Here is a 21,611-nt window from a genome sequence, read left to right as displayed (position 1 = left end):
ACCGACAGCCCGAGAGAGGTCCCGTGTCCCACTCCGTGGACGACGCCGCGCAGCGAGCACGGTACTGGCCGGTCCCGGTCCTCCGGGCCGTCCCGGCCGCCGTGATCGCGATGGTGATCACGTTCTCCCCGAACCACTCCGCCGGCTTCGGCCTGGTGCTGTTCGGGGTCTTCGCCCTCGTCGACGGCGCGGCCCTCGCCTGGGGCAGTGCATCCCGGCTCCCCGGTGACGACCGCTCGCGGCGCTCCGGCCTGGTGCAGGCAGTGCTCTCGATCGTCGCCGGTGTCGCCGCACTCGCGTGCACCGGACTCGGGCTCCCGGCCTTCATCACCCTCGTCGTGGCGTTCGCCCTCCTGACCGGCGCACTCGAACTGTCACAGGGTGTGCGGGCCCGCCGGCGCTCGCCGTTCGCCCGAGACTGGACGACGATCGGCGGCCTCACCCTGCTGCTCGCGATCGCGTTCCTCTTGACGCCGCCGGACTACTCGCAGCAGCTCGGCGGGGTGGAGAAGGTGACCGGCACCCTCGACGCGTCGATCGTCCTGGTCGGGCTCCTCGGCGCCTACCTCGCCATCGCGGCGGTCTTCCACCTGATCGCCGGCCTCTCGCACAAGTGGGGAACGGCTGCCCCGGCGGCCACCCCGGACGGAGCACCACACGCATGAGCACCCCCACCCGCCGCGACCGTCTGCGTCCGGCCGAGCTCCTCGGGATCTCCGCGGTGATCGCGGTCGTCGTCGGGCTCGTCGTGCTGATGTCGACACGTGAACTCACGCTCTCGCTGGTCTTCCTCGGCGTCAGCTTCGTGGTGGTGGTCGTGGTGATGGCCATGCTCCAGCTGACCGCGACCTCCGACCAGGACGACAACGACATGCTCGGCGGACACGACACCCCCGGACGAGGAGACGACGACGGCTTCCACTGAGCCCGCGACCCGACGAGCCACGTCGGGGCCGCACCGACCCGAGCAGGGTGACCCGAGCCTCCCGGCTCGGTACCGCCACCGGTACGTGATCCTCGCCGTCTGCTGCATGAGCCTGTTCATCGTCTCGATGGACGCGACCGTGGTGAACGTGGCGCTGCCGTCGATCGGCCGCGAACTGCACAGCACGATCTCCGGGCTGCAGTGGACGATCGACGCCTACACGCTCGTCCTGGCCAGCCTGCTGCTGCTGTCCGGGTCCACCGCGGACCGCATCGGACGACGCACCACGTTCCAGGTCGGCCTCGCGCTGTTCACGGCCGGCTCCCTGCTGTGTTCGCTCGCGCCGAGCGTCGGCTGGCTCGTCGTCTTCCGCATGGTCCAGGCCGTCGGCGGGTCGATGATGAACCCGGTCGCGATGAGCATCATCACGGCGACGTTCGACGACGCCCGGGAGCGGGCCCGCGCGGTCGGCGTCTGGGGTGCCGTCGTCGGCGTCTCGCTGGGTGTCGGGCCGTTGGTCGGCGGCGCGTTGACGGACACCGTCGGCTGGCGGGCGATCTTCCTCATCAACGTCCCGATCGGCATCGCCGCGGTCGTCCTGACGTTCCTGTTCGTCCCGGAGTCCCGCTCGCCGAAGCCCCGGAAGCTCGACCCGCTCGGCCAGGGCATCGTCATCGTCCTGCTCGCGAGCCTGGTCGGCGGGCTCATCGAGGGGCCGCGTCTGGGCTGGGTGTCGCCGGGCGCCCTCGGACTGTTCGTCCTGGCGGCCGCGGCGCTCGTGGCCCTCGTGGTCGTCGAGGGGCGCACCGCCGAACCCCTCATCGACCTCCGGTTCTTCCGGAGCATCCCGTTCTCCTCCGCCGTCGGCACCGCACTCGTGGCGTTCGGCGCGAACGGTGCCTTCCTCTTCCTCAGCGCGCTCTACCTGCAGGAGGTCCGGGGCATGACCCCGTTCCAGGCCGGTCTCTGGACCCTGCCGTCCGCGCTGGTGACCATGCTCGTGTCGCCGATCTCCGGCCGACTCATCGGCACCGTGGGGACACGCGTGCCGCTCGTCCTCGCGGGCATCGGGATCGCGGGGGCCGGTGCGGTCCTGACCACGGTGCAGGCATCGACGCCGATGTGGGTCCTCGTGGCCGCGTTCGTGTTGTTCGGCTTCGGGTTCGGCATGGTGAACGCGCCGATCACGAACACCGCCGTCTCGGGCATGCCCCGAGCGCAGTCCGGTTCCGCTGCCGCCGTCGCCTCCACCAGTCGGCAGACCGGGGTGTCGCTCGGTGTCGCTCTCGCCGGCACCGTCACCGGCGCCAGTGCGGTCGCGACGGTCGGCTCGGGGTTCGCGGTCGCCACGCACCCGATGTGGTGGATCGTCGTCGGCATCGGTGCGGCGATCGTCCTGGTCGGCTTCCTGTCCACCACGGCCGCCGCCCGACGGTCCGTCGAGAGCATCGCCCCGCTGCTCCGCGGCTGACCGGTCGGCCGCGCCCGCAGGGTTGTGCCGGCAGCGTCGCGTGCCCATTGGTGGCGCCGGCAGGGAGACGCCCTCAGCGCCGGGCGGCCACGATCGCCCGGGCCAGCGCCTGCGTCGCCCGGTTCGGCTCCGGGGCACTCCGCATCGCCAGTCCGATCCGGAGCGGTTCGACAGCGTCCTCGAGCTCCAGCACGGCCCCGTCGTGCCGGACGCCGGAGTCCGGCACGACACCGACCCCGATGCCCGCCGACGCGAACCGCACCACGGCCGGCATGTCGTTCATCTCCGCGACCACCCGCCGTCGGATGCCGAGCCGGTCCAGCACACCGTCCAGGATCATCCGGTTGCCGAACCCGTGCGCGGTGTCGACGAACGACTCGTCGGCGAGTTCGGCGAGCGACACCGAGGCACGTCCGGCGAGCGGGTGGTCGGCGGCGACGAACACCCGGAACGGCATCTCGCGGAGGGGCTCGACGACCACCCCGGACGGGATCGTCGGAAGCCCCGTGTACGCGAGGTCGAGCCGACCCGCGACCAGGTCCTGCACGAGCCCGGTGGTGCCGCTCGGCGAGGTCATCAGCTCGACGGCGACCAGGGGGTGGCGCTGCCGGAACCCGCGGAGGACCCCGGTCAGGTCGACGATGTCCATGCTCGTGAAGATGCCCAGCCGCACCCGTCCGCGGAGCTCGGCGTCGGACACCGCAGCCAGGTCGCGCATCCGGTCGAGTGACTCGAGGACGGCACGCGCATGGGGGAGCAGGTCCTCACCGGTGGCGGTCAGGACGAGCCGACGCCCGCCACGCTCGAAGAGCCGCACCCCGAGCGTCCGCTCCAGGCTCGCGATGCCCGCCGACACCGTCGACTGCGCTGCCCAGAGCCGCTCGGCCGCGCGGGTGACGCTGCCCTCGGCGGCGACGGTGACGAACTGTTCGAGCAGCCGGGTCTCCATGCACCCATCATCGACCGGATCGATGGCGCACATCAAGATGATCCGTTTGACCCGATGGGTACGGCGCGGGAGCATCGGAGCATGTCATCCGTCATCGACTCCCCGGCGACCGGCTCCACGGCCACCGCACCGGCCCCTCGCGGCCGTCGCGCGCACACCCGCCGGCGTCACGGCTTCGGCTTCTGGGCCGTCGCCTTCGCGTTCACCTCGGTGATGGCCTTCGCGACCGTCCCCGCGCCGCTCTACGTCATCTACCAGGCGCGCGACGGCTTCCCGACCTTCACGACGACCGTCGTCTTCGCCGCCTACGGCCTCGGTGTCGTCGGGTCCCTGTGGCTCGCCGGACACCTCAGTGACGTGCACGGTCGTCGGCCGCTCATCCTCGTCTCGATCGCCCTCGAGCTCGTCGCCGCCGTCCTGTTCCTCGTCTGGAACGACGTCAGCGGTCTCATCGTCGCCCGACTCGTCACCGGTCTCGGCGTCGGCACCCTCACCGCCACCGCGACCGCCCACCTCGGGGAGCTCAGGGTCCGGGCGACCGGTGACGAGGCCTCCGCCAAGGGTGCGAGCGTCGCCGCGGGCGTCGTCAACCTCGGCGGGCTGTCCCTCGGCGCCCTCATCGGTGGCGCCCTGGCCGAGTTCGTCGGGCGGCCGCTGATGGTGCCGTACGTGGTCTTCGTCGTCGCCCTCGCGATCGCGTTCGTCGTCGTCCTCGCCGTCCCCGAGACCGTCGACCGTCCGACCGAGCCCGTGCCGTACCACCCGCAGCGGCTGCGCGCCCCCGAGGGACAGAGCGCCGCGTTCTGGGCCGCCGGGACCGGTGCCTTCGCCGCCCTCGCCGTGCAGGGGCTCTTCACCTCGGTCGCGCCAACGTTCCTCGGCACCACCTTCCACGTGACCGACCGGCTGGCGGCCGGTGCGACGACCTTCGGTGTCTTCGCCGCGAGCGCCCTGTCCCAGGTGGTGTTCGCGAAGCTGCCGCCGCGCACCCAGATCCGCCTGGGCGTCGTCCTGCTCGTCGGCGGCCTGGCCGTCCTCGCGGTGTCGGCGGTGGTCCTCCGGGTCGGCGGCTTCGTCGGCGGTGGCGTCGTCGCCGGTGCCGGCGTCGGGCTCCTCTTCCGTGCCTCGATCGGTAGTGCCGGTGCCCTCGTCGGCCCCGAGGAACGCGGCGGAGTCCTCGCCGCCACCTTCCTCATCGCCTACGCCGGGCTCACCGTCCCGGTCGTCGCGGTCGGTGCGGCGCTGCTCGTGCTGCCCACGCTGCCGGTCCTCATCGGGTACGTGGTGCTCGTCGCCGCGCTCGCGGTCTTCGCCGGAGCGCGTCTGGCCGCGCGCGCCTGACCGGCACGCGCCTCCCGGCCGAGACGGGCCCGTCTGCGTGAGACGGGCCCGTCTGTGTGAGACGCCGCCTTCTGCGCAAGACGCCGCGGTATTCGGCGGCGTCGTGCGCATCCGGCGGTGTCGTACCCGAACGGCACCGCCGACGCGCACGGGCCCGTCTGCGCGGGACGGCCCCGTCTGCGTGAGGCGCCGCGTTCCGCGCGAGACGCCCCAGAGTTCGGCGGCGTCTCGCGCACCCGGCGACGTCGTACCCACACGGCGTCGGGACTCCGCCGCCCCCTCCCGGCCAGCAGCACATCACGCGGCACCCGCCCGTCACGCAGCCGGCCGGGAGGCCCACACCCCCTCCGGCATACTGGCCGCATGCCCGCGAAGCGCTCCCGTTCCACCCTGACCGGCGTCGCCGCGGCGGTCGCCGCCGTCGTCGTGATCGGCGGCTTCGCGCTGACGAACGCCCGGGAGGGTGACGACGCCGTCCTCTCTGCCGCACCCTCGGCCACCGCGACCGACACGGCCGACCACGACGGAACCGGAACCGGAACAGGCACCGGCGCGGGCACGGACACGGCCGACGGCACCAGCACCAGCACCGGCACGGACACCGGCACCAGCGTCGCGGTCATCGCACGGCAGGGCCCGGACCTGCCCGGCGCCCCGGTCCTCGACCGGTGCGGGTCGGACGGCCGCGCCTCGGTCGCGCGCTACGACACGGCAGCGCTCGGCGACGTCGTGCTGCAGTGCGGCACCTCGGCGCAGGGCTACGAGCACATCCGCGTCCGGCACACCCGCGACTGGCAGGGCGTCCTGTCCGGGCACACGACGCAGCGGGACTGGGACGACGCCATGCTCACGGCGGTGCGGACGGCGCTGACGAACCCGCAGAAGGGGCTGCCCGTCGACGCCGGCGACGGCAAGGTCTGCTACGCCGCTCCCGTGCGCTTCGATGACGGCAGCGCGCCGAGCCCGGACGGCTTCGTCAAGGTCATCGTGTCCGCGACGACCGACCGGGTGATCACGGCCTACCCGACGCGCGACTCCGACTGCTGACGAGCACGAGCACGAGCACGAGCACGAGCACAAACGCAAGCACTGGCACCGGTCAGACGTGCACCTCGTGCTCGTGTCGCTGGTGCGAGGCGGGTTCGAGCTGGAACGTGGAGTGCTCGACCGGCACGTCGAAGTGCTCGGCGACGCACTGCTGCAGTTCGTCGAGGATCGCCGGTGCGTGCGCGGTCGTGAAGCAGTGGTCGTCCACCACGACGTGCGCGGTCAGGTTCGGGACCCCGGTGGACACCAGCGTCGCGTGCAGGTCGTGCACGGCGATGACGTGGTCGAGCTGCAGGATGTGTCCGCGGACGGCGTCCAGGTCGAGGCCGCGCGGTGTCGCCTCGAGCAGGACGTCGGCGGTCTCGCGGAGGAGCTTGACGGCGCGGGGCATGATGAGCAGGCCGATCAGCAGTGCGGCGACCGAGTCGGCCCGCTCCCACCCGGTCAGGAACAGCACGACCGCCGCGGCGATGACGGCGACCGAGCCGAGGGTGTCGTTGAGGACCTCGAGTCGGGCGGCCCGCGAGGTGAAGCCCTCACCCGAGGCACGCACGAGCACCGCGAACGCGACGAGGTTGCCGATCAGCCCGACGAAGCCGAAGACCAGGAGCGGCCCGGCCTCGATCTGCTCCGGCACGAACAGGCGCTGCACGGCGGAGATCACGACGTAGACGCCGACCGCCAGCAGGATCGCGGCCTGTGCGGTGGCACCCAGGACCTCGGCCCGCTGGTACCCCCAGGTCCGCCGGGCGGTCGGGGTGCGGCGCGCCAGCCGGGTGGCGACCAGGCCGATGCCGAGCCCGCCGGTGTCGACGACCATGTGTCCGGCGTCGACGAGCAGGGCGAGTGAGCCGGTGACGACCGCGCCGACGACCTCGGCCAGCAGGATGCCCGCCGAGATGCAGAACGCGATCAGCAGCGCCCGCTCGGACGCGTGGCCGTGCGCGTGGCCGTGGTCGTGTCCCATGCCCTCCATCGTAGGAGCCGCGTCCGACGACGTGCCAGGATCGGGAGCGTGATCCGGTCGCCCTACCAGCTGAGCGCGTCGGAGGGCGTCCTCGCGGGCCTCCACCCCAGGCTCCGCACCTACTTCGGTGCCGTGCCGCCGGGGCACGTCGGCCGGGGGAACGGGGTCTTCACCGTCGTCGGCACCCCGCGGCGCTGGCTCTGGCCCGTGCTGCGCGTCCTCGCGCGGGACGCGGTGGTGTTCCCGGTCTGGGAGCACGACGTCCCGTTCACGGTCGAGAACCGCCCGGTCCACGTCCGGCGCGGACGGTCCGGACCGCACACCGACCGGGAGGCCCGTCCCGCCGTCCGCGCGCACCGCACCTTCCACTTCGCGAGCGGTGACCGCACCATGGTCGACGCGATCACCGCGGAGCCCGAGGGGCTCGTCGACCACCTCGGCCGGCACGGCCGGGTCAGCACGCTCCTCGCGGTGACGGTCCCGAGGACCGGACCCGACGCCGGAGCGCTCCGCCTGGTCTCCACGCGGGTGTCGGTGCATGCGCTGGGTCGGGAGTGGCGCCTCCCGTCCGCCCTGTCGCCGCGCGTGCTGCTGACGGAACGATTCGATGACGAAGCCGACGTGCAGCGCGTGTCCCTGACGCTCCGGGCGCCGGTGCTCGGCACGCTGTACCGGTACGAGGGGGCGTTCCGGTACGCCGTCGTGCCCGACGACGTGTGACCGGCACCGAGAGGACAGCATGGACGAGCAGCAGCAGCGACGCGTGGTGGTGGCGGGGGCGAGCGGATTCGTCGGCCGGTACCTGCAGGACGCCTTCCGGGCCGAGGGCTACCAGGTCGTCACGGTCGGTCGCACCGGCGACGCGGTGTGGGGCAACACCCTGCGGATCCGCGAGCTCGTGGACGGCGCCGACCTGGTCGTGAACATGGCCGGCAAGAGCGTGAACTGCCGGTACGGACGGCGGAACCGGGCCGAGATCCTGCGCTCCCGGGTCGACACCACGCTCGAGCTCGCCGAGGCGATCCGCACGGCCGAGCACCCGCCGCCGCTGTGGATGAACGCCTCGACCGCGACGATCTACCGGCACGCCGACGACCGCCCGCAGGACGAGGCGACCGGGGAACTCGGCGAGGACTTCTCGGTCTCCGTCGCCCGCGCGTGGGAGGACGCCCTGTTCACCGCGGACCTGCCCGGCACCCGGCGTGTGGCGCTGCGGATGGCGATCGTGTTCGGTGACGGCAGTGCGCTGCTCCCGCTCCTGCGACTGGCGCAGGCCGGGCTCGGCGGCCCCCAGTACGACGGCCCGTGGATCCCGACCCGGGCGCGCCTGGCCGCCGGCACGTACCACCACGACCGGGGCACCCACGGGCGGCAGCGGTTCAGCTGGGTGCACATCGAGGACGTCCTCGGGGCGATCCGGTTCATCCGCGACCACGAGGACATCGACGGCCCGGTGAACGTCACGAGCCCGGAGCCCTCCGACAACCGCACGGTGATGGCGACGCTGCGGGACGCCGTCGGTCGTCGGTTCGGGCTGCCGACCTGGCGGTGGATGCTCGAGCTCGGGTCCTTCGCGATCCGGACCGAGACCGAACTCGTGCTGAAGAGCCGGTGGGTGGTGCCGACGCGGTTGACCGAGGCCGGCTACGTGTTCCGGTACCCGAAGCTGCGCGGGGCGCTCGCCACGATCATCGCGGAGCGGCGTCAGCACCGGGGCTGAGCTCGGCGACGGGCGGGTCGACCTGCGGCCCGAGCGTGGCGTGCGGGGGCTCGTGGGACGCCCCCGTCTCCGCGCGACGCCCTGGTGTCCCCGAGACGCCGCCGGATCTCGCGGCGTCTCGGGCACTCGGAGGCGTCTCGGCTGCGGTGGCCGCACCGGACGCGCCTGCGGCGGCACCAGCGGCGGCGGCAGCACCAGTGCCGCCCGCAGCACGCGCCGGCCGCGACGACCACAGCACCGCCCCCACGACGACCGCGCCCGCGAGCACCTCGACCAGGTCCGGGACCTCACCGAACGCCACCCAGGACGCCAGCACCCCGACGACCGGCACGAGCATCGAGAACGGTGCGACCGTGCTCGACGGGTACCGGCCCATCAGCCGCGACCAGATGCCGTACCCGACGACGCTCGCCGCCAGCACGATGTAGAGCACGGCCAGGTCCGCGGGCAGCGCGTCGGCGGTGAACGCGGTGCCGAGTGCCTGCCCGATCCGGTCCGGTCCCTCGACCAGGAACGACAGGACCGCCATCGGGATCGGCGGCACCACGGCCCACCACAGCGTCAGGTGCAGCGGGTTCACCGGTCCGGCCCTGCGGGTCGCGACGTTGCCGATCGCCCAGCCGAGGGCACCGCAGAGCACGAGCACGACGGGCAGCAGCGCGGCGGTCTGGGCCCGGTGCACGGCGATCACGGCGAGGGCGGCCACGGCGATGCTGACGCCGACGACCTGCCGGGCGCTCAGGCGTTCGCGGAGCAGGACCCCGGCGAGCAGCACGGTGAACGGCGCCGAGGCCTGCACGACGAGCGACGCCAGGCCCGAGGGCATGCCGGCTGCCATCCCCAGGTAGAGGAACGCGAACTGCAGCACCCCGAGCGTCGCGCCGACCAGCACGATCCAGCGGAACGGGATCGGCGGCCGCGGCACGAAGAGCAGCGTCGGGACGGCGAGCAGGGTGAACCGGAGCGCGGCGAGCAGGAACGGTGGGTAGTGCTCGAGCGCGATCGCCGTCGCGGGGAAGTTCAGGCCCCAGGCGACGGCGGCGACGAGGGCCAGGATGCGGTCGCGGAGCAGCACCGGATGATCGTCCCGCACCGGACGCGGTAGCACCAGCGAACGTTCCGACAGCGTCGTTGTAGGGTTCCTGCATGGTTGGCTTCGACATCGCCCTGCTGCCGGTCCTCCGCGAACTCGCCGAACGGGGCAGCGTCACCGCGGTCGCGACGGCCACGCACCGGACGCCGAGCGCCGTGTCCCAGCAGCTCCGGACCCTCCAGCGGCAGGCCGGGGTCCCGCTCGTCGAACGCGTCGGCCGCGGCGTCCGGCTCACCGAGCACGGCCGGGTCCTCGCCGGGCTCGCCACCGGCGTCGCCACCGCGTTGGCGACCGTCGAGTCAGCGTGGCGCGAGCATCTCGACGGGGCCACCGGCACGGTCGACCTGGCGGTGTTCCCATCCGCCGCCGAACTGCTACTGCCGGGCCTGCTCACACGGATGCGCGCGCACCCCGGGATCGCGCTGCAGCTCTCCGACGTCGACGTCAGCGAGGGCGAGTTCGCCCCGCTCACCGCCGACCACGACGTCGTGATCGGCCACCGGTCGGACGGTGCCCGGGGCGCCGACCGTCGGAGCGTCGAGACCGTCCCGCTGCTCCGGGAACCGCTCGACGTCGCCCTGCCGCTCGACCACCCGCTGGCGGACCGGCAGCGCGTCGGCATCGAGGACGTCGTCGGCGCGACCTGGATCGGTGTCCCGGAGGACTACCCGATCGACCGGGTGCTCACCGCCGTGGCGGCGGCGACGGACGCGCCACCCGAGGTGGCCTTCCGCACGATCCACCTGCCCGTGATCGAGAACCTGGTGGCGGCCGGGCACGGCATCGCACTCGTGCCGCGGTACACCTCGCGGACGCGGGCGCCCGGCCGGTTCCGACTGGCGACCCTGGCCGACGTGCGCGCCGGGCGGCGGATCGAGGCCCTCGTCCGCCCCGACCGTGCGGTCCGTCCCGCGGTCCGGGTCGTCCTGGAGGCACTGGTCGCCGAGGCCACCGCCCTCACCTCCTGAGACGGCCCGGCCCGAACCACATCGCTACGCATGATGCGTATTGCCCTGTTCGCCAGGAGCCGCTACGCTTCAGGCGTAGCACGGGGGGTGTTACGGGGCGACCGGTCGTCCGAGCGTGGTTGAGGGGGTCGGGTGATCGGGCTGCATCGTCAGCCCGATCGCGCGAACGACGCGACGACCGGCCCGCCCCGCCCTTCCGGCACGAGCGCGCCCGTCCGTCGGCGCCTCTCCGTCGGGCCGTGCCCACGACCGGCCTGTCGGCGCCCGCCCGTCCGTGTCCGCAGCTCGCCGTGCCCACGACGGGGCCGATCGGCGTCTCAGGACCGGCCGCGCGCCTCCTCGATCTCCCGCAGGAGCGCCGTCAGGCGGTCCAGGTGCTCAGCAGTCACGTCCTGGTTGAGTGTCCGCGCCGCGTAGAGACTGACCGGGCTGGTCCGCTCCGCGAGCGTGAACCGCAGCGCGGCGTCGATCGTCTCCGTGAGCTGGCTCTCCGGACCGGTCAGGTACGTCGGGTCGATCTCGAAGTACTCCGCGATCGCACGCAGCAGCCGCTCGTCGTCGACGACGTAGCGGTTGCCCAGGCGCATGTACTCCCACCGGGACCGGCTGAGCTTGACGTCCCGGTCCGCCAGCCAGTCGCGGATCTTCGGGTACGTCACCGCGCCGCCGTCGGGCGCGGTGATCGTGCTGCACAGCAGGTGCAGCTTGCGGGCGAGCTCGGCGCGCTGGGTCTGCTGCGCCTCGGTGAGCTTCTCGTGACTCATGGGGTGGACTCGATCCGTTCCGGGTCTCGTGCGGTGTGCTCGTCGTCCGGCAGGCTGAGGTCGTCGATCAGCGAGTCGGTGACGCCGGTCGTGGCGGCGACGCCCATCAGGCGGATGACGCCGCGCTCGTGCCAGCGGGGCCGGAACTGGCGCAGGCGGATGTTGTCCTCGAGCTCCGCCCAGCGCTGGTAGAGCGCGACCTCGGCCTCTTCGCCGCGGCTCCGGAACGCATGCGCACGACGGACGCTCCGCGGGTAGACGCTGAACTCGGGGTGCGCCTCCATCGCCCGGTCGGTGATCGGCAGGCTGACCAGCAGCAGCAGGCGACGCCAGACCGGCACCACGACCGGGCGGGCGGCCGCGAACACGACCCCGGCTGCGGTCAGGCTGGCCATCGACACGACGGCCACTTCCCACAGCGGGTCGACGATGCCGGCCATGGCGAACTCGCGGTCGACGAACAGCCGCACCGCACCGGCCGCCAGGCTCTCGGTGATCCAGACGAGGTCGACGAGTGCGGCGATGCCGATCAGCCAGACGCCCCACCGCGTCGTCCACTCGCCGTAGAGGGGCAGCCCCCGGAACGCCACCGCGGCGACCTGCACGCCGTACAGCCCGACGCAGATCGGCAGCACGGCGGCGAACAGCTCGCGGGTCGGCTCACCGGTGTAGCGGCCGAGGAACGGGTCCGGGACGGCCCAGTCGCTCATCGCGAAGAGGGCGACCTGGACGGCGACGGCCACCAGGACCAGGCCCCAGGTGAGACGCTCGCGGACCGGGCGGCGCTCGCCGTGCTCGGCCCGGATGACCATCACCTGCAGGCAGCCGAGCGCGATGATGACGGCGGAGCGGTAGAGCAGGTTCGTGACGTTGTGGCCGCCGAGCAGGCCGTCGACCCACAGGTAGACGAACGGGGCCTGCAGCGTGCAGCCCAGCGCCCAGACGAGCACCCCGGGGACGAGCATCGAGCGTGGACCGGTCTGGTCCGCGGCGTCCGGGTGCGCCGGCAGCGGCTGGCGCACGTTCGGGGAGAGCATCGACAGCGCGGCGAGGCCGACGGACACCACCGTCACCACACCCGCCACGAAGACCCAGTCGTCCAGCACGTTCATCCGCCGAACACCCGCCCGAACCGCACGTCCCGGCCGCGGGCACGCGCGTGGCGCATCACCCGGACGCTCAGTTCCACCCCGACGAGCTCCGCCAGGCGTTCCTCGTCCTCGGAGAAGTCCGTGTGGCCGTAGAGGAACTCGAGGTCGGGCGTGTACTCCTGCTCCAGCGTCTCCCCGGACCGGACGAGGCGGTTGCCCGGCATGAAGCCGGCGACCTTGTCCTCGACGAACCGCGCGAACCGGGGGTCGATGCCGTGCGACTCGGCCGGTCCGTCCGGGCTGATGAGCATGTGGCCGTGCTCGTGGTTGATCACCACGAGCTGCGTGCCGGAGGGTGCCGGTGGGTAGGAGACGACCGCGGTGCCGTCGTCGTACCCGGCCCAGAGCCCGTGCACGTCCTGGTGTGCGAGCCCGCGGACCAGCCGGTAGGTGACCTCGCGCCCCGTCACCTCGCGCACGAGTCGGCGGATCGCGGTCATCGGCACCGCGCCCGGCAGCCCGTGGTCGTCCACGATCTGCACGGCGGTGTTGCGGTTCACGTCCCTCGACACGGATTCCGCTCCCCGTTCCTGGCCCCAGCGGGGCAGCCTGCATGCCCGACGCGGTCAGCGTAGCCGTTCGACGCCGGGATGCGCTGCGCCGGTAAGCTCTGGCCCCATGCAGGACACGAACGCCGATCAGCCCTGGGACGTCGTGGTCGTCGGCGCCGGCCCCGCCGGTGCCACCGCGGCCCGCCACGCCGCGCTCGGCGGTGCCCGGGTCCTGCTCCTCGACAAGGCGGTCTTCCCCCGCTACAAGACGTGCGGCGGCGGCATCATCGGCCAGTCCCGCCGGCGGCTCAACGACCGCGCCCTCGCCACGATCGAGGCCGACCTGCCCGAGGTCGGTTTCTCGCACCGCATGGGTCGCGTGACCCGGGTCCGCACCGAGGCCCCCTTCGTCGCCATGGTCGACCGTGAGCGCTTCGACCAGGCCAACGTCGACGCCGCGAAGGAGGCCGGGGTCGTCTTCCGCGACGGCGCCAACGTCCGCGCGCTCACCGACCAGGACGGCCACACCCGCCTGACGCTCGCCGACGGGGACGAACTCGTCGCCCGCGTCGTGATCGGCGCCGACGGTTCCGGGGGTCGGGTCGGCCGCCACGTCGGCGCCGTGATGGCCGTCACGGACCTCGGGCTCGAGGTGGAGGTCCCCCGTCGCCCCGAGGACGCCGCCACCGGTGTGCTCCTCGACTGGGGGCCGCACCCGGGCACCTACGCGTGGGTCTTCCCGAAGGCCGAGACCCTGACGGTCGGGGTCATCGAGCAGAAGGGCCACGCCGACCAGACCCGTCGCTACCTCGACGACTGGATCGAACGCCTCGGCCTGCACCCCACCGACCAGGACCGCAGCAGCGGCCACCTCACCCAGTGGCGCACCGGGGACTCACCGCTCCGCCGCGGCACCGTCGTGCTGGCGGGCGAGACCGCGGGCCTCCTGGAGCCGTGGACGCGCGAGGGGATCTCGTTCGCGCTGCGGTCGGGGGAGTGGGCGGGCACCGCCGCTGCCGCCTACACGGGCGGCGACCGCACGGCGCTCGACGGGTACGAGTCCCGGGTGCGGGCGGAACTGGTGCCCGAGATCGACGCCGGTGCGCAGCTGCTCCGCGTCTTCACGCGGTTCCCGGCCGGCTTCCACTTCCTGATCTCGAAGACGCCGTTCGGCCGCGGCTACTTCATCCGGTTCTGCCGCGGCGAGACGACCCTCGCCCGGGCCTTCCGGCACCGCTGGGTGCGGAAGGTCACCGGCTGGCTCGCCTGACGGGACACGGCCGGACCACGCGGTCCGGCCGTGCAAGGGCTCAGACTTCGAGGTGGTCGACGAGCTCGTCCGCCAGCCCGGTGTACGTCGCCGGGGTGAGGTTCGTCAGCCGTGCCTTCGCCGCGTCGGAGACGTCGAGCCCGTTCACGAACGCGACGAGCTCCTGCCGCCCGATGCGCTTGCCCCGGGTGAGCTCCTTGAGCATCGCGTAGGGGTCCTCGATGTCCGACTGCCCGGCCGTGACCTCGGCGCGGATGACGGTCTGGATCGCCTCGGCCAGGACCTCCCAGTTGCGGTCGAGGTCCTCGGCCAGCCGGGGCTCGTTCACCGCGATCTCGCCCAGGCCGCGGCGCAGGTTGTCTAGCGCGAGCAGCGAGTGCCCGAACGCGACGCCGATGTTGCGCTGCGTGGACGAGTCGGTCAGGTCGCGCTGCAGCCGGCTCGTGACGAGGGTCTCGGACAGCGTGGAGAACAGCGCGGACGAGATCTCGAGGTTCGCCTCGGCGTTCTCGAACCGGATCGGGTTGATCTTGTGCGGCATCGTCGACGACCCGGTGGCACCGGCGACCGGGATCTGCGTGAAGTACCCCATCGAGATGTAGGTCCACACGTCCGTCGCCAGGTTGTGCAGGACGCGGTTCGCGTGCCGCACCCGGTCGTACAGCTCGGCCTGCCAGTCGTGCGACTCGATCTGCGTCGTCAGCGGGTTCCACGTCAGGCCGAGGCCCTCGACGAACTCCTTCGACAGCGCGGGCCAGTCGGCCTCCGGGTCCGCCGCCAGGTGCGCGGAGAAGGTGCCGGTCGCGCCGGAGAACTTGCCGAGGTACTCGCCGCGCTCGACCTGCGACAGGATCCGCTCGAGCCGGTAGACGACGACCGCGATCTCCTTGCCGAGGGTGGTCGGCGTCGCGGGCTGGCCGTGGGTGTGCGAGAGCATCGGGACGGCCCGGAGGCTCGTGGCCATCTCCCGCAGGCGCTCCACGACCGCGCGTGCGGACGGCAGCCAGACGTGCTCGACGGCGTCGCGGACGGTCAGCGCGTAGGAGAGGTTGTTGACGTCCTCGCTGGTGGCGGCGAAGTGCGTGAGCTCGGCGACGGCGTCGAGGCCCAGGTCGCTGAGGCGGCGGCGGACGAAGTACTCGACCGCCTTCACGTCGTGCCGCGTCGTCGCCTCGATCGCGGCGAGCTCGGCGATCTGGTCCTGGCCGAAGTCGTCGACCAGGGCACGCAGTGCGGCCTTGTCGTCGACGGACAGCGGTGAGGTGGTGAACATCGCGTGGTCGGTGAGGAAGACGAGCCACTCGACCTCGACCCGGATCCGGGCACGGTTGAGCCCGGCCTCGGACAGGTGCTCGCCCACCGTGTGCACGATCGGGTAGTAGCGCCCGTCGAGCGGGCTGATCGGCTGCGGGGGAAGGGGGGTCATGGGGCTCCCTGGCGGACTGCCGGCTCGAGCTGGTGGAAGAGTGCCCGGCAGGCCCGTTCGACCGTGCTGAGGACCCGGTCGAACTCGTGCCGGTCCGCGTAGTACGGGTCCGGCACGTCGGCCTGCTGAGGCCAGGCGTCGTCGTACCGCAACAGGAGCGTCACCTTCGCGGCGTCGTCCATGGTCGGGGCCCACGAGCGCAGGATGCGTTCGTGGGAGCGGTCGAGTGCGACCACCAGGTCGAGGTCCGGGAACCGGTCCGGGTCGAACTGACGGGCGCGATGCCTGCTGCCATCGTATCCGCGTGCCGCCAGGGCTGCGATCGTGCGCTCGTCGGCGGGTTCACCGACGTGCCAGTCCCCGGTGCCTGCGGACTCGACCACGAACCGGTCCGCCAGGCCGGCGTCGGCGGCGATCTGCGCGAAGACGATCTCGGCCATCGGGGACCGGCAGATGTTGCCGCTGCAGACGAAGGAGACACGGAAGGGCGACGGGGCGCCGGCGTCCATGGTCATGGGGACATCATGGCCCAGCGGCGAGCCGGACGCGATGCCCGGCGCTCAGGCGCGACCGCGGCCGCCCAGGACCGGACGGGCGACCAGGCCGACGAGCCAGGCGAAGACCGCCAGCACGAAGGCGCCGACGATGCCCCAGCCGAACGACTCCACCACCAGGCCGAAGCCCAGCCCGGTCGAGATCCCGGCGACGATGAGCAGCAGGATCCCGTTCACGACGAACGAGATCAGCCCGAGCGTCAGGATGTAGACGGGGAACGCCACGATCCGGATCAGGGTGCCGATCACGGCGTTGACGATGCCGAAGACGAGCGCCACGAGCAGGTAGGTCAGGACGGTCTCGACCGGACCACCGTCCCCGAAGGAGTCGACGGTGACACCGGTCACCAGGAGCGTGGTCAGCCAGAGGGCGACGGCGTTGACGATGAGTCGGACGAGGAACCGCATGGCCCCATGATGCCCGCCCTCCCCGCGAACGGGCCGCCGGTACGCTGAGTCGGTGACCGACCAGCCCGTGCACATCCGTCCCGAGATCGCCGTCCTGCCGCCCTACCGGCAGGGACGCCAGGCCGCTCCGGACGCCCTGAAGCTCTCGAGCAACGAGAACCCCTTCCCGCCGCTCGCCGGTGTCGTCGAGGCGGTCCAGGCGCAGACGGCCTTCAACCGCTACCCCGACGCCACCGCGCTCGCGGTCCGTGCGGTGCTCGCGGACCGGTTCGGCACGACCGTCGACGAGGTGCATGTCGCCCCGGGCAGCGTCGCGATCCTGCACGAGCTGGCGAAGGCGACCTCCGGCCCGGGCGACGAGGTGGTCTACGCCTGGCGGTCCTTCGAGGCCTACCCGGGCGTCGTCACGGTCGCCGGCGCCACGAGCGTGCAGGTCCCGAACCGTCCCGACGGCGGTCACGACCTCGACGCGATGGCCGACGCGGTCACCGAGCGCACCCGGATGGTGCTGGTCTGCACGCCGAACAACCCGACCGGGCCGATCGTCACCGGGGCCGAGTTCGCCGCCTTCATGGCACGGGTGCCGTCCTCGGTGCTCGTGGTGCTGGACGAGGCGTACGCCGAGTTCGTCACCGACGTCGACGCGGTCCGGGGGCCGGCGCTGCTCGAGCGGTACCCGAACCTGGTGGTGCTCCGGACGTTCTCGAAGGCGTACGGCCTGGCCGGCCTCCGCGTCGGGTACGCGCTCGGACCGGCATACGTCCTCGACGCCGTGCGCGCGTGCGCCATCCCGCTGTCCGTCACGGCCCAGGGGCAGGCGGCGGCGCTGGCCAGTCTCGAGCGCGAGGGCGAGCTGCTCGAACGGGTCGCCGAGCTGGCCGAGCGCCGGGACCGCATCCGCGCCGGACTGCTCGACCAGGGGTGGGCCGTCCCGGAGGCGCAGGGCAACTTCGTCTGGCTGCCCACGGGGGAGCACACCGCGTTCGCCGCCGAGGCCTTCGAGCACGCCGGGCTGATCGTCCGGGCCTTCGCCCCCGAGGGCATCCGGATCTCGATCGGCGAGCCCGAGGCTGTCGCAAAGCTCCTCGAAACGGCAGCAGCGGTTGTGGAACGTCTCACAACGACGGCTCCTGAGCGGCCGGTACGCTGACGATCATGTTGTTCCGCGCCGCGGCTCCTGCGACGACCCCCGTCCAGCTCCTCGATCCCGAGGGCCGGTTCGTGGAGACCGACGAGAACGCCGAACTCGCCGCCGTCGCACGGGCTCTCCCCGATGAGACCCTGCTCGCCATGCACCGCCAGATGGTGCTCACCCGACGCTTCGACCACGCTGCCGGCAACCTGCAGCGCACCGGTCAGCTCGGCCTCTGGGCGCCGAGTCACGGGCAGGAGGCCGCCCAGGTCGGTTCCGCGTTCGCGCTCCGCCCCCAGGACCACCTGTTCCCGTCGTACCGCGAGCACGCCGTCGTGATGCAGCGCGGGGTCGAGCCGATGGAGATCATCTCGCTCTTCCGCGGCCAGGCCCACGGCAACTGGGACCCGGACGCCCGCGGCAACACGCACATCTACACGCTCGTCATCGGCGCGCAGACGCTGCACGGCACCGGTTACGCGATGGGCCAGGCGCTCGACGGCGTCGTCGGCACCGGTGACCCGGACGTCGACGAGTGCTCGATCGTCTACTTCGGCGACGGCGCCACCAGCCAGGGCGACGTGAACGAGGCGTACGTGTTCGCCGCGTCGCACCGGGCCCCGGTCGTCTTCTTCCTGCAGAACAACCACTGGGCGATCTCGGTGCCGGTGTCGGTGCAGTCCCCGACCCCGCTCGTCGACCGTCCGCGTGGCTTCGGCATCCCGAGCATCAAGGTCGACGGCAACGACGTGCTGGCCTCGTACGCGGCGAGCCTCGTCGCCACCGACCACGCCCGCAGCGGGCAGGGCCCGGCCTTCGTCGAGGCCGAGACCTACCGCATCGGCGCGCACACCAGCTCGGACGACCCGACGCGGTACCGCGGCGACGACGAGCTCGCCGGCTGGGTCGCCCGCGACCCGATCACCCGGTCCGAGACGTACCTCCGCAGCAAGGGCGTCACCGACGCCCAGTTCGCCGAGTTCGACGCCGAGGGCGAGCAGATCGCCGCCGACATCCGGACCCGCACGAGCGCCCTCCAGGACCCGCCGATGGAGGCGATGTTCGACAACGTCTACCGCGAGCCGCACCCGCGCATCGACGAGCAGCGCGCGTGGCTCCGGGACTACGAGGCCGGCCAGGACGCAGGAGCCCACGCATGAGCACCACCGAGCAGCTCTTCGACTACACGCTGCGCTCGCACCCCGGTGCGGGCGAGGTCCCCGAGGACCCGACCCCGACCCTCCCGATGGCGAAGGCGCTCAACGCCGGCCTGGCGAAGGCGATGGAGTCCGACGACAAGGTCCTGCTGATGGGCGAGGACATCGGCCGTCTCGGCGGTGTCTTCCGCATCACCGAGGGCCTGCAGGAGCGCTTCGGCGCCGACCGCGTCCGGGACACCCCGCTCGCCGAGTCCGGCATCGTCGGCACCGCGATCGGCCTGGCGCTCCGGGGCTACCGGCCGGTCATCGAGATCCAGTTCGACGGCTTCGTCTGGCCGGCGTTCAACCAGATCACCTCGCAGCTGGCGAAGATGGCGAACCGACTGCCGGCGCACATGTCGCTGCCGATCGTCATCCGGATCCCCTACGGCGGGCACATCGGCGCGATCGAGCACCACCAGGAGAGCCCGGAGACGTACTTCGCGCACACCCCGGGGCTCCGCGTGGTCAGCCCGAGCACCCCGAACGACGCCTACTGGATGATCCAGGAGGCGATCGCGTCGAAGGACCCGGTGGTCTTCTTCGAGCCGAAGTCGCGCTACTGGCCGAAGGGTCAGGTCGACCTGGTCGACGGGCACGTGCCGATGCACACGACCCGCGTCGCCCGCACCGGCACCGAGGTCACCCTCGTCGGCCACGGTGCGATGGTCGCGACGCTCATGCAGGCGGCCGACATCGCCGAGGCCGAGGGCACGAGCTGCGAGGTCGTCGACCTCCGCTCGATCTCGCCGATCGACTGGGAGCCACTGCTCGCCTCGGTGCGCAAGACCGGCCGCATGGTGATCGCGCAGGAGGACTCGGGCTTCATCAGCGTCGGCAGCGAGATCGCCGCGACCGTCGCCGAGCGGGCGTTCTACACGCTGCAGGCGCCGCCGCTGCGGGTGTCCGGGTTCGACATCCCGTTCCCGCAGTCGAAGCTCGAGCACTTCCACCTGCCCGACGCCGACCGCGTCCTCGAGGCCGTCGACCGCGCCCTCGCTTACTGACCCGCACCACTCCCGTACGACCGAACCCTGCTGAAGGAGCCGACGTGGCCGTCGCCGAATTCCCCCTGCCCGACGTGGGGGAGGGCCTGACCGAGGCCGAGATCGTCCAGTGGCGCGTCGCCCCCGGTGACGAGATCGCCGTGGACCAGGTGCTCGTCGAGATCGAGACCGCGAAGTCGCTCGTCGAGCTGCCGTCGCCGTTCGCCGGCACCGTCACCGGCCTGCTCGTCGCCGAGGGTGACACGGTCGAGGTCGGCAGCCCGATCATCCGAGTCGAGTCCGACTCCGCCACCGCAGGTCAGCCGGGAGGCACGGCCCCCGTCGCCGACGCCGCTCCCGTCACGCAGTCCCCGGCCCCGGCAGCGCAGGCCCCGGCAACCCCGGCTCCGGCCGCCGCTGCCCCGGCCGCGCAGGCCCCCGTCCCCGCGCCGGCAGCGCCCACGCGGGCAGCTTCCCCGGCCGCTGCCCCAGCCGCGGCCGCTGCGCCCGAGCCGGCCCAGGTCGCCGCGGACGCCGGTGTCGTCGGCGCCGACGAGGGCTCCGGCGCCGTGCTCGTCGGGTACGGCTCCGCCACCTCCGCGCCCTCCCGCCGGAAGCCGGGTGCCCGCCGGGCCGCGGCCGCCGCTGCGGAGGCGAGCCGCGCCTCCAGTCGGGAAGCCGACCTGTCCTTCGAGACCGACGACGGCGAGGCGACCACCGCCGACGCCGTCGCCGCACAGGGCCGTCGTCCCGCGCGGCCGTCGATGCCGAGCGCCTCGGCGCTGCAGGTCATGGCGAAGCCGCCGATCCGGAAGCTCGCGAAGGACCTGGACGTCGACCTGACCACGGTCGTGCCGACCGGCCTGGCCGGCGAGGTCACGCGCGACGACGTCATCCGGCACGCCCAGCAGGCGAGCGTCTTCCGCAACATCGAGACCCCGGAGTGGGGCGACGTCCGCCAGGAGACCATCCCGGTCAAGGGCGTCCGCAAGGCCATCGCGACCGCCATGACCACGTCGGCGTTCACCGCGCCGCACGTGTCGCTCTTCGTGGACGTCGACGCGACCCGCACGATGGAGTTCGTCAAGCGACTCAAGGAGTCGCCGACGTTCGCCGGGGTGAAGGTCAGCCCGCTGCTCATCATGGCGAAGGCCGTGATCTGGGCCGTCCGCCGGAACCGCTCGGTGAACTCGTCGTGGACCGACCGCGAGATCATCGTCCACCACTTCGTGAACCTGGGCATCGCGGCGGCGACCCCGCGCGGTCTGATCGTGCCGAACATCAAGGACGCGCAGGACATGTCGCTGCTCGAGCTGGCGAAGGCCCTCGAGGAGATGACCATCACCGCCCGCGACGGCAAGACGAGCCCCGCGCAGATGGCCGACGGCACGATCACCGTCACGAACATCGGTGTCTTCGGCATGGACACCGGCACCCCGATCCTCAACCCGGGCCAGGTCGCGATCGTCGCCATGGGCACGATCAAGCCGAAGCCGTGGGTCGTCGACGGCGACGTCCGCTCGCGCATGGTGACCACGATCGGCGCCTCGTTCGACCACCGGGTCGTCGACGGGGACGTGGCCTCGCGCTTCGTGCACGACGTCGCCTCGGTCATCGAGGAGCCGGCGCTCCTGCTCGACTGAGCGGTCCGCGGCGCACCGTCCCGGGTCCGTCGGGGGTCGGGGCGCCCTCCGTCATCCGTCCGGGTCGCGCGGACTTGGTGTGCCGTTCACGCCGATGTCGGCGGCG

At 72.6% G+C, this 21,611-nt stretch carries 22 protein-coding genes; 13 read left to right on the top strand and 9 right to left on the bottom strand.

Annotation, left to right across the window (positions count from 1 at the left end; all coding sequences use genetic code 11):
* Positions 1-23 precede the first annotated feature (23 nt).
* The 3 genes from JOD51_RS14980 to JOD51_RS14970 all read left to right on the top strand — a co-directional run bounded on the left by JOD51_RS14980 (position 24) and on the right by JOD51_RS14970 (position 2,396).
* The gene (locus tag JOD51_RS14980) at positions 24-665 is read left to right on the top strand and encodes a DUF308 domain-containing protein (RefSeq protein WP_259559579.1); all 642 of its coding nucleotides are present in this window, start codon (positions 24-26) and stop codon (positions 663-665) included.
* Positions 662-925, top strand: coding sequence for a hypothetical protein (locus tag JOD51_RS14975; protein WP_204609854.1), 264 nt, complete (start codon positions 662-664; stop codon positions 923-925). Before JOD51_RS14980 ends, JOD51_RS14975 begins: the two co-directional genes overlap by 4 nt.
* Before the next feature lie 85 nt (positions 926-1,010).
* Positions 1,011-2,396, top strand: coding sequence for a DHA2 family efflux MFS transporter permease subunit (locus tag JOD51_RS14970; RefSeq protein WP_259559583.1), 1,386 nt, complete (start codon positions 1,011-1,013; stop codon positions 2,394-2,396).
* Positions 2,397-2,469: 73 nt separating this feature from the next.
* Here JOD51_RS14970 and JOD51_RS14965 read toward each other — a convergent pair whose 3' ends face one another.
* Complete coding sequence (locus JOD51_RS14965; RefSeq protein WP_204609850.1) at positions 2,470-3,345, bottom strand: LysR family transcriptional regulator; 876 nt, start codon at positions 3,343-3,345, stop codon at positions 2,470-2,472.
* A gap of 81 nt (positions 3,346-3,426) precedes the next feature.
* On the opposite strand from JOD51_RS14965, the gene JOD51_RS14960 reads away from it, so the two are divergent.
* Both JOD51_RS14960 and JOD51_RS14955 read left to right on the top strand, forming a co-directional pair.
* Positions 3,427-4,686, top strand: coding sequence for an MFS transporter (locus JOD51_RS14960; RefSeq protein WP_204609849.1), 1,260 nt, complete (start codon positions 3,427-3,429; stop codon positions 4,684-4,686).
* Between the two features lie 363 nt (positions 4,687-5,049).
* Entirely contained in the window at positions 5,050-5,733 is a 684-nt protein-coding gene (locus tag JOD51_RS14955) for a hypothetical protein (RefSeq protein ID WP_204609847.1), read from the top strand.
* Between the two features lie 52 nt (positions 5,734-5,785).
* Here the strand turns inward: JOD51_RS14955 and JOD51_RS14950 are convergent, their stop codons facing one another.
* A complete protein-coding gene (locus JOD51_RS14950) occupies positions 5,786-6,700 on the bottom strand; it encodes a cation diffusion facilitator family transporter (RefSeq protein WP_204609845.1) in 915 nt (304 codons plus the stop codon).
* A 48-nt stretch (positions 6,701-6,748) separates the two neighbouring features.
* Here JOD51_RS14950 and JOD51_RS14945 point away from each other — a divergent pair, with 48 nt between their 5' ends.
* Together JOD51_RS14945 and JOD51_RS14940 are read left to right on the top strand one after the other, a co-directional pair.
* Entirely contained in the window at positions 6,749-7,420 is a 672-nt protein-coding gene (locus JOD51_RS14945; protein ID WP_204609843.1) for a DUF4166 domain-containing protein, read from the top strand.
* Between the two features lie 19 nt (positions 7,421-7,439).
* A complete protein-coding gene (locus JOD51_RS14940) occupies positions 7,440-8,420 on the top strand; it encodes an epimerase (RefSeq protein ID WP_204609841.1) in 981 nt (326 codons plus the stop codon).
* On the opposite strand, the gene JOD51_RS14935 is transcribed toward JOD51_RS14940, so the two are convergent.
* Positions 8,389-9,495, bottom strand: a complete 1,107-nt coding sequence (locus JOD51_RS14935) for an EamA family transporter (protein WP_259559587.1) — start codon at positions 9,493-9,495, stop codon at positions 8,389-8,391. The two genes, JOD51_RS14940 and JOD51_RS14935, sit on opposite strands and share 32 nt — an antisense overlap.
* A 71-nt stretch (positions 9,496-9,566) precedes the next feature.
* On the opposite strand from JOD51_RS14935, the gene JOD51_RS14930 reads away from it, so the two are divergent.
* Positions 9,567-10,481: a LysR family transcriptional regulator gene (locus JOD51_RS14930; RefSeq protein WP_204609839.1), complete on the top strand. Its 915-nt coding sequence runs from the start codon at positions 9,567-9,569 to the stop codon at positions 10,479-10,481.
* Positions 10,482-10,798: 317 nt separating this feature from the next.
* Here the strand turns inward: JOD51_RS14930 and JOD51_RS14925 are convergent, their stop codons facing one another.
* From JOD51_RS14925 to JOD51_RS14915, 3 genes are read right to left on the bottom strand one after another with little or no spacing between them, the layout of a single operon-like run.
* Positions 10,799-11,245 carry a hypothetical protein gene (locus JOD51_RS14925; protein ID WP_204609837.1) on the bottom strand — a complete coding sequence of 149 codons (447 nt, stop codon included), beginning with the start codon at positions 11,243-11,245 and terminating at the stop codon, positions 10,799-10,801.
* Positions 11,242-12,357 (bottom strand): hypothetical protein, encoded by a 1,116-nt coding sequence (locus tag JOD51_RS14920; protein ID WP_204609835.1) that lies wholly within the window; start codon positions 12,355-12,357, stop codon positions 11,242-11,244. The genes JOD51_RS14925 and JOD51_RS14920 overlap by 4 nt, the downstream gene beginning before the upstream one ends.
* Positions 12,354-12,908, bottom strand: a complete 555-nt coding sequence (locus tag JOD51_RS14915; protein WP_204609833.1) for a hypothetical protein — start codon at positions 12,906-12,908, stop codon at positions 12,354-12,356. The genes JOD51_RS14920 and JOD51_RS14915 overlap by 4 nt, the downstream gene beginning before the upstream one ends.
* A gap of 106 nt (positions 12,909-13,014) precedes the next feature.
* Here JOD51_RS14915 and JOD51_RS14910 point away from each other — a divergent pair, with 106 nt between their 5' ends.
* Entirely contained in the window at positions 13,015-14,157 is a 1,143-nt protein-coding gene (locus JOD51_RS14910; protein ID WP_204609831.1) for a geranylgeranyl reductase family protein, read from the top strand.
* 40 nt (positions 14,158-14,197) lie between these two features.
* On the opposite strand, the gene purB is transcribed toward JOD51_RS14910, so the two are convergent.
* From purB to JOD51_RS14895, 3 genes are read right to left on the bottom strand one after another with little or no spacing between them, the layout of a single operon-like run.
* Entirely contained in the window at positions 14,198-15,583 is a 1,386-nt protein-coding gene (gene purB / locus JOD51_RS14905; RefSeq protein ID WP_204609829.1) for an adenylosuccinate lyase, read from the bottom strand.
* On the bottom strand, positions 15,580-16,092 hold the full coding sequence (locus tag JOD51_RS14900; RefSeq protein ID WP_204611285.1) for a low molecular weight protein-tyrosine-phosphatase: 513 nt from the start codon (positions 16,090-16,092) through the stop codon (positions 15,580-15,582). Before JOD51_RS14900 ends, purB begins: the two co-directional genes overlap by 4 nt.
* Positions 16,093-16,143: 51 nt before the next feature.
* Positions 16,144-16,545 (bottom strand): phage holin family protein, encoded by a 402-nt coding sequence (locus tag JOD51_RS14895; RefSeq protein ID WP_204609827.1) that lies wholly within the window; start codon positions 16,543-16,545, stop codon positions 16,144-16,146.
* Positions 16,546-16,597: 52 nt separating this feature from the next.
* On the opposite strand from JOD51_RS14895, the gene JOD51_RS14890 reads away from it, so the two are divergent.
* From JOD51_RS14890 to JOD51_RS14875, 4 genes are all read left to right on the top strand, one after another.
* The gene (locus tag JOD51_RS14890; protein ID WP_204609825.1) at positions 16,598-17,695 is read left to right on the top strand and encodes a histidinol-phosphate transaminase; all 1,098 of its coding nucleotides are present in this window, start codon (positions 16,598-16,600) and stop codon (positions 17,693-17,695) included.
* A 5-nt stretch (positions 17,696-17,700) separates the two neighbouring features.
* Positions 17,701-18,837: a thiamine pyrophosphate-dependent dehydrogenase E1 component subunit alpha gene (locus tag JOD51_RS14885; RefSeq protein WP_204609823.1), complete on the top strand. Its 1,137-nt coding sequence runs from the start codon at positions 17,701-17,703 to the stop codon at positions 18,835-18,837.
* A gap of 86 nt (positions 18,838-18,923) precedes the next feature.
* Entirely contained in the window at positions 18,924-19,883 is a 960-nt protein-coding gene (locus tag JOD51_RS14880; protein ID WP_204611283.1) for an alpha-ketoacid dehydrogenase subunit beta, read from the top strand.
* A 44-nt stretch (positions 19,884-19,927) separates the two neighbouring features.
* Positions 19,928-21,505 carry a dihydrolipoamide acetyltransferase family protein gene (locus JOD51_RS14875; protein WP_204609821.1) on the top strand — a complete coding sequence of 526 codons (1,578 nt, stop codon included), beginning with the start codon at positions 19,928-19,930 and terminating at the stop codon, positions 21,503-21,505.
* The last annotated feature ends 106 nt before the right edge of the window (positions 21,506-21,611 follow it).

Source organism: Curtobacterium herbarum (assembly GCF_016907335.1).
In the GTDB taxonomy this organism is placed as follows: Bacteria; Actinomycetota; Actinomycetes; order Actinomycetales; family Microbacteriaceae; genus Curtobacterium; species Curtobacterium herbarum.
Note: the sequence above shows the minus strand (reverse complement) of the source record. Positions and strands in the feature narration are given on the sequence as shown.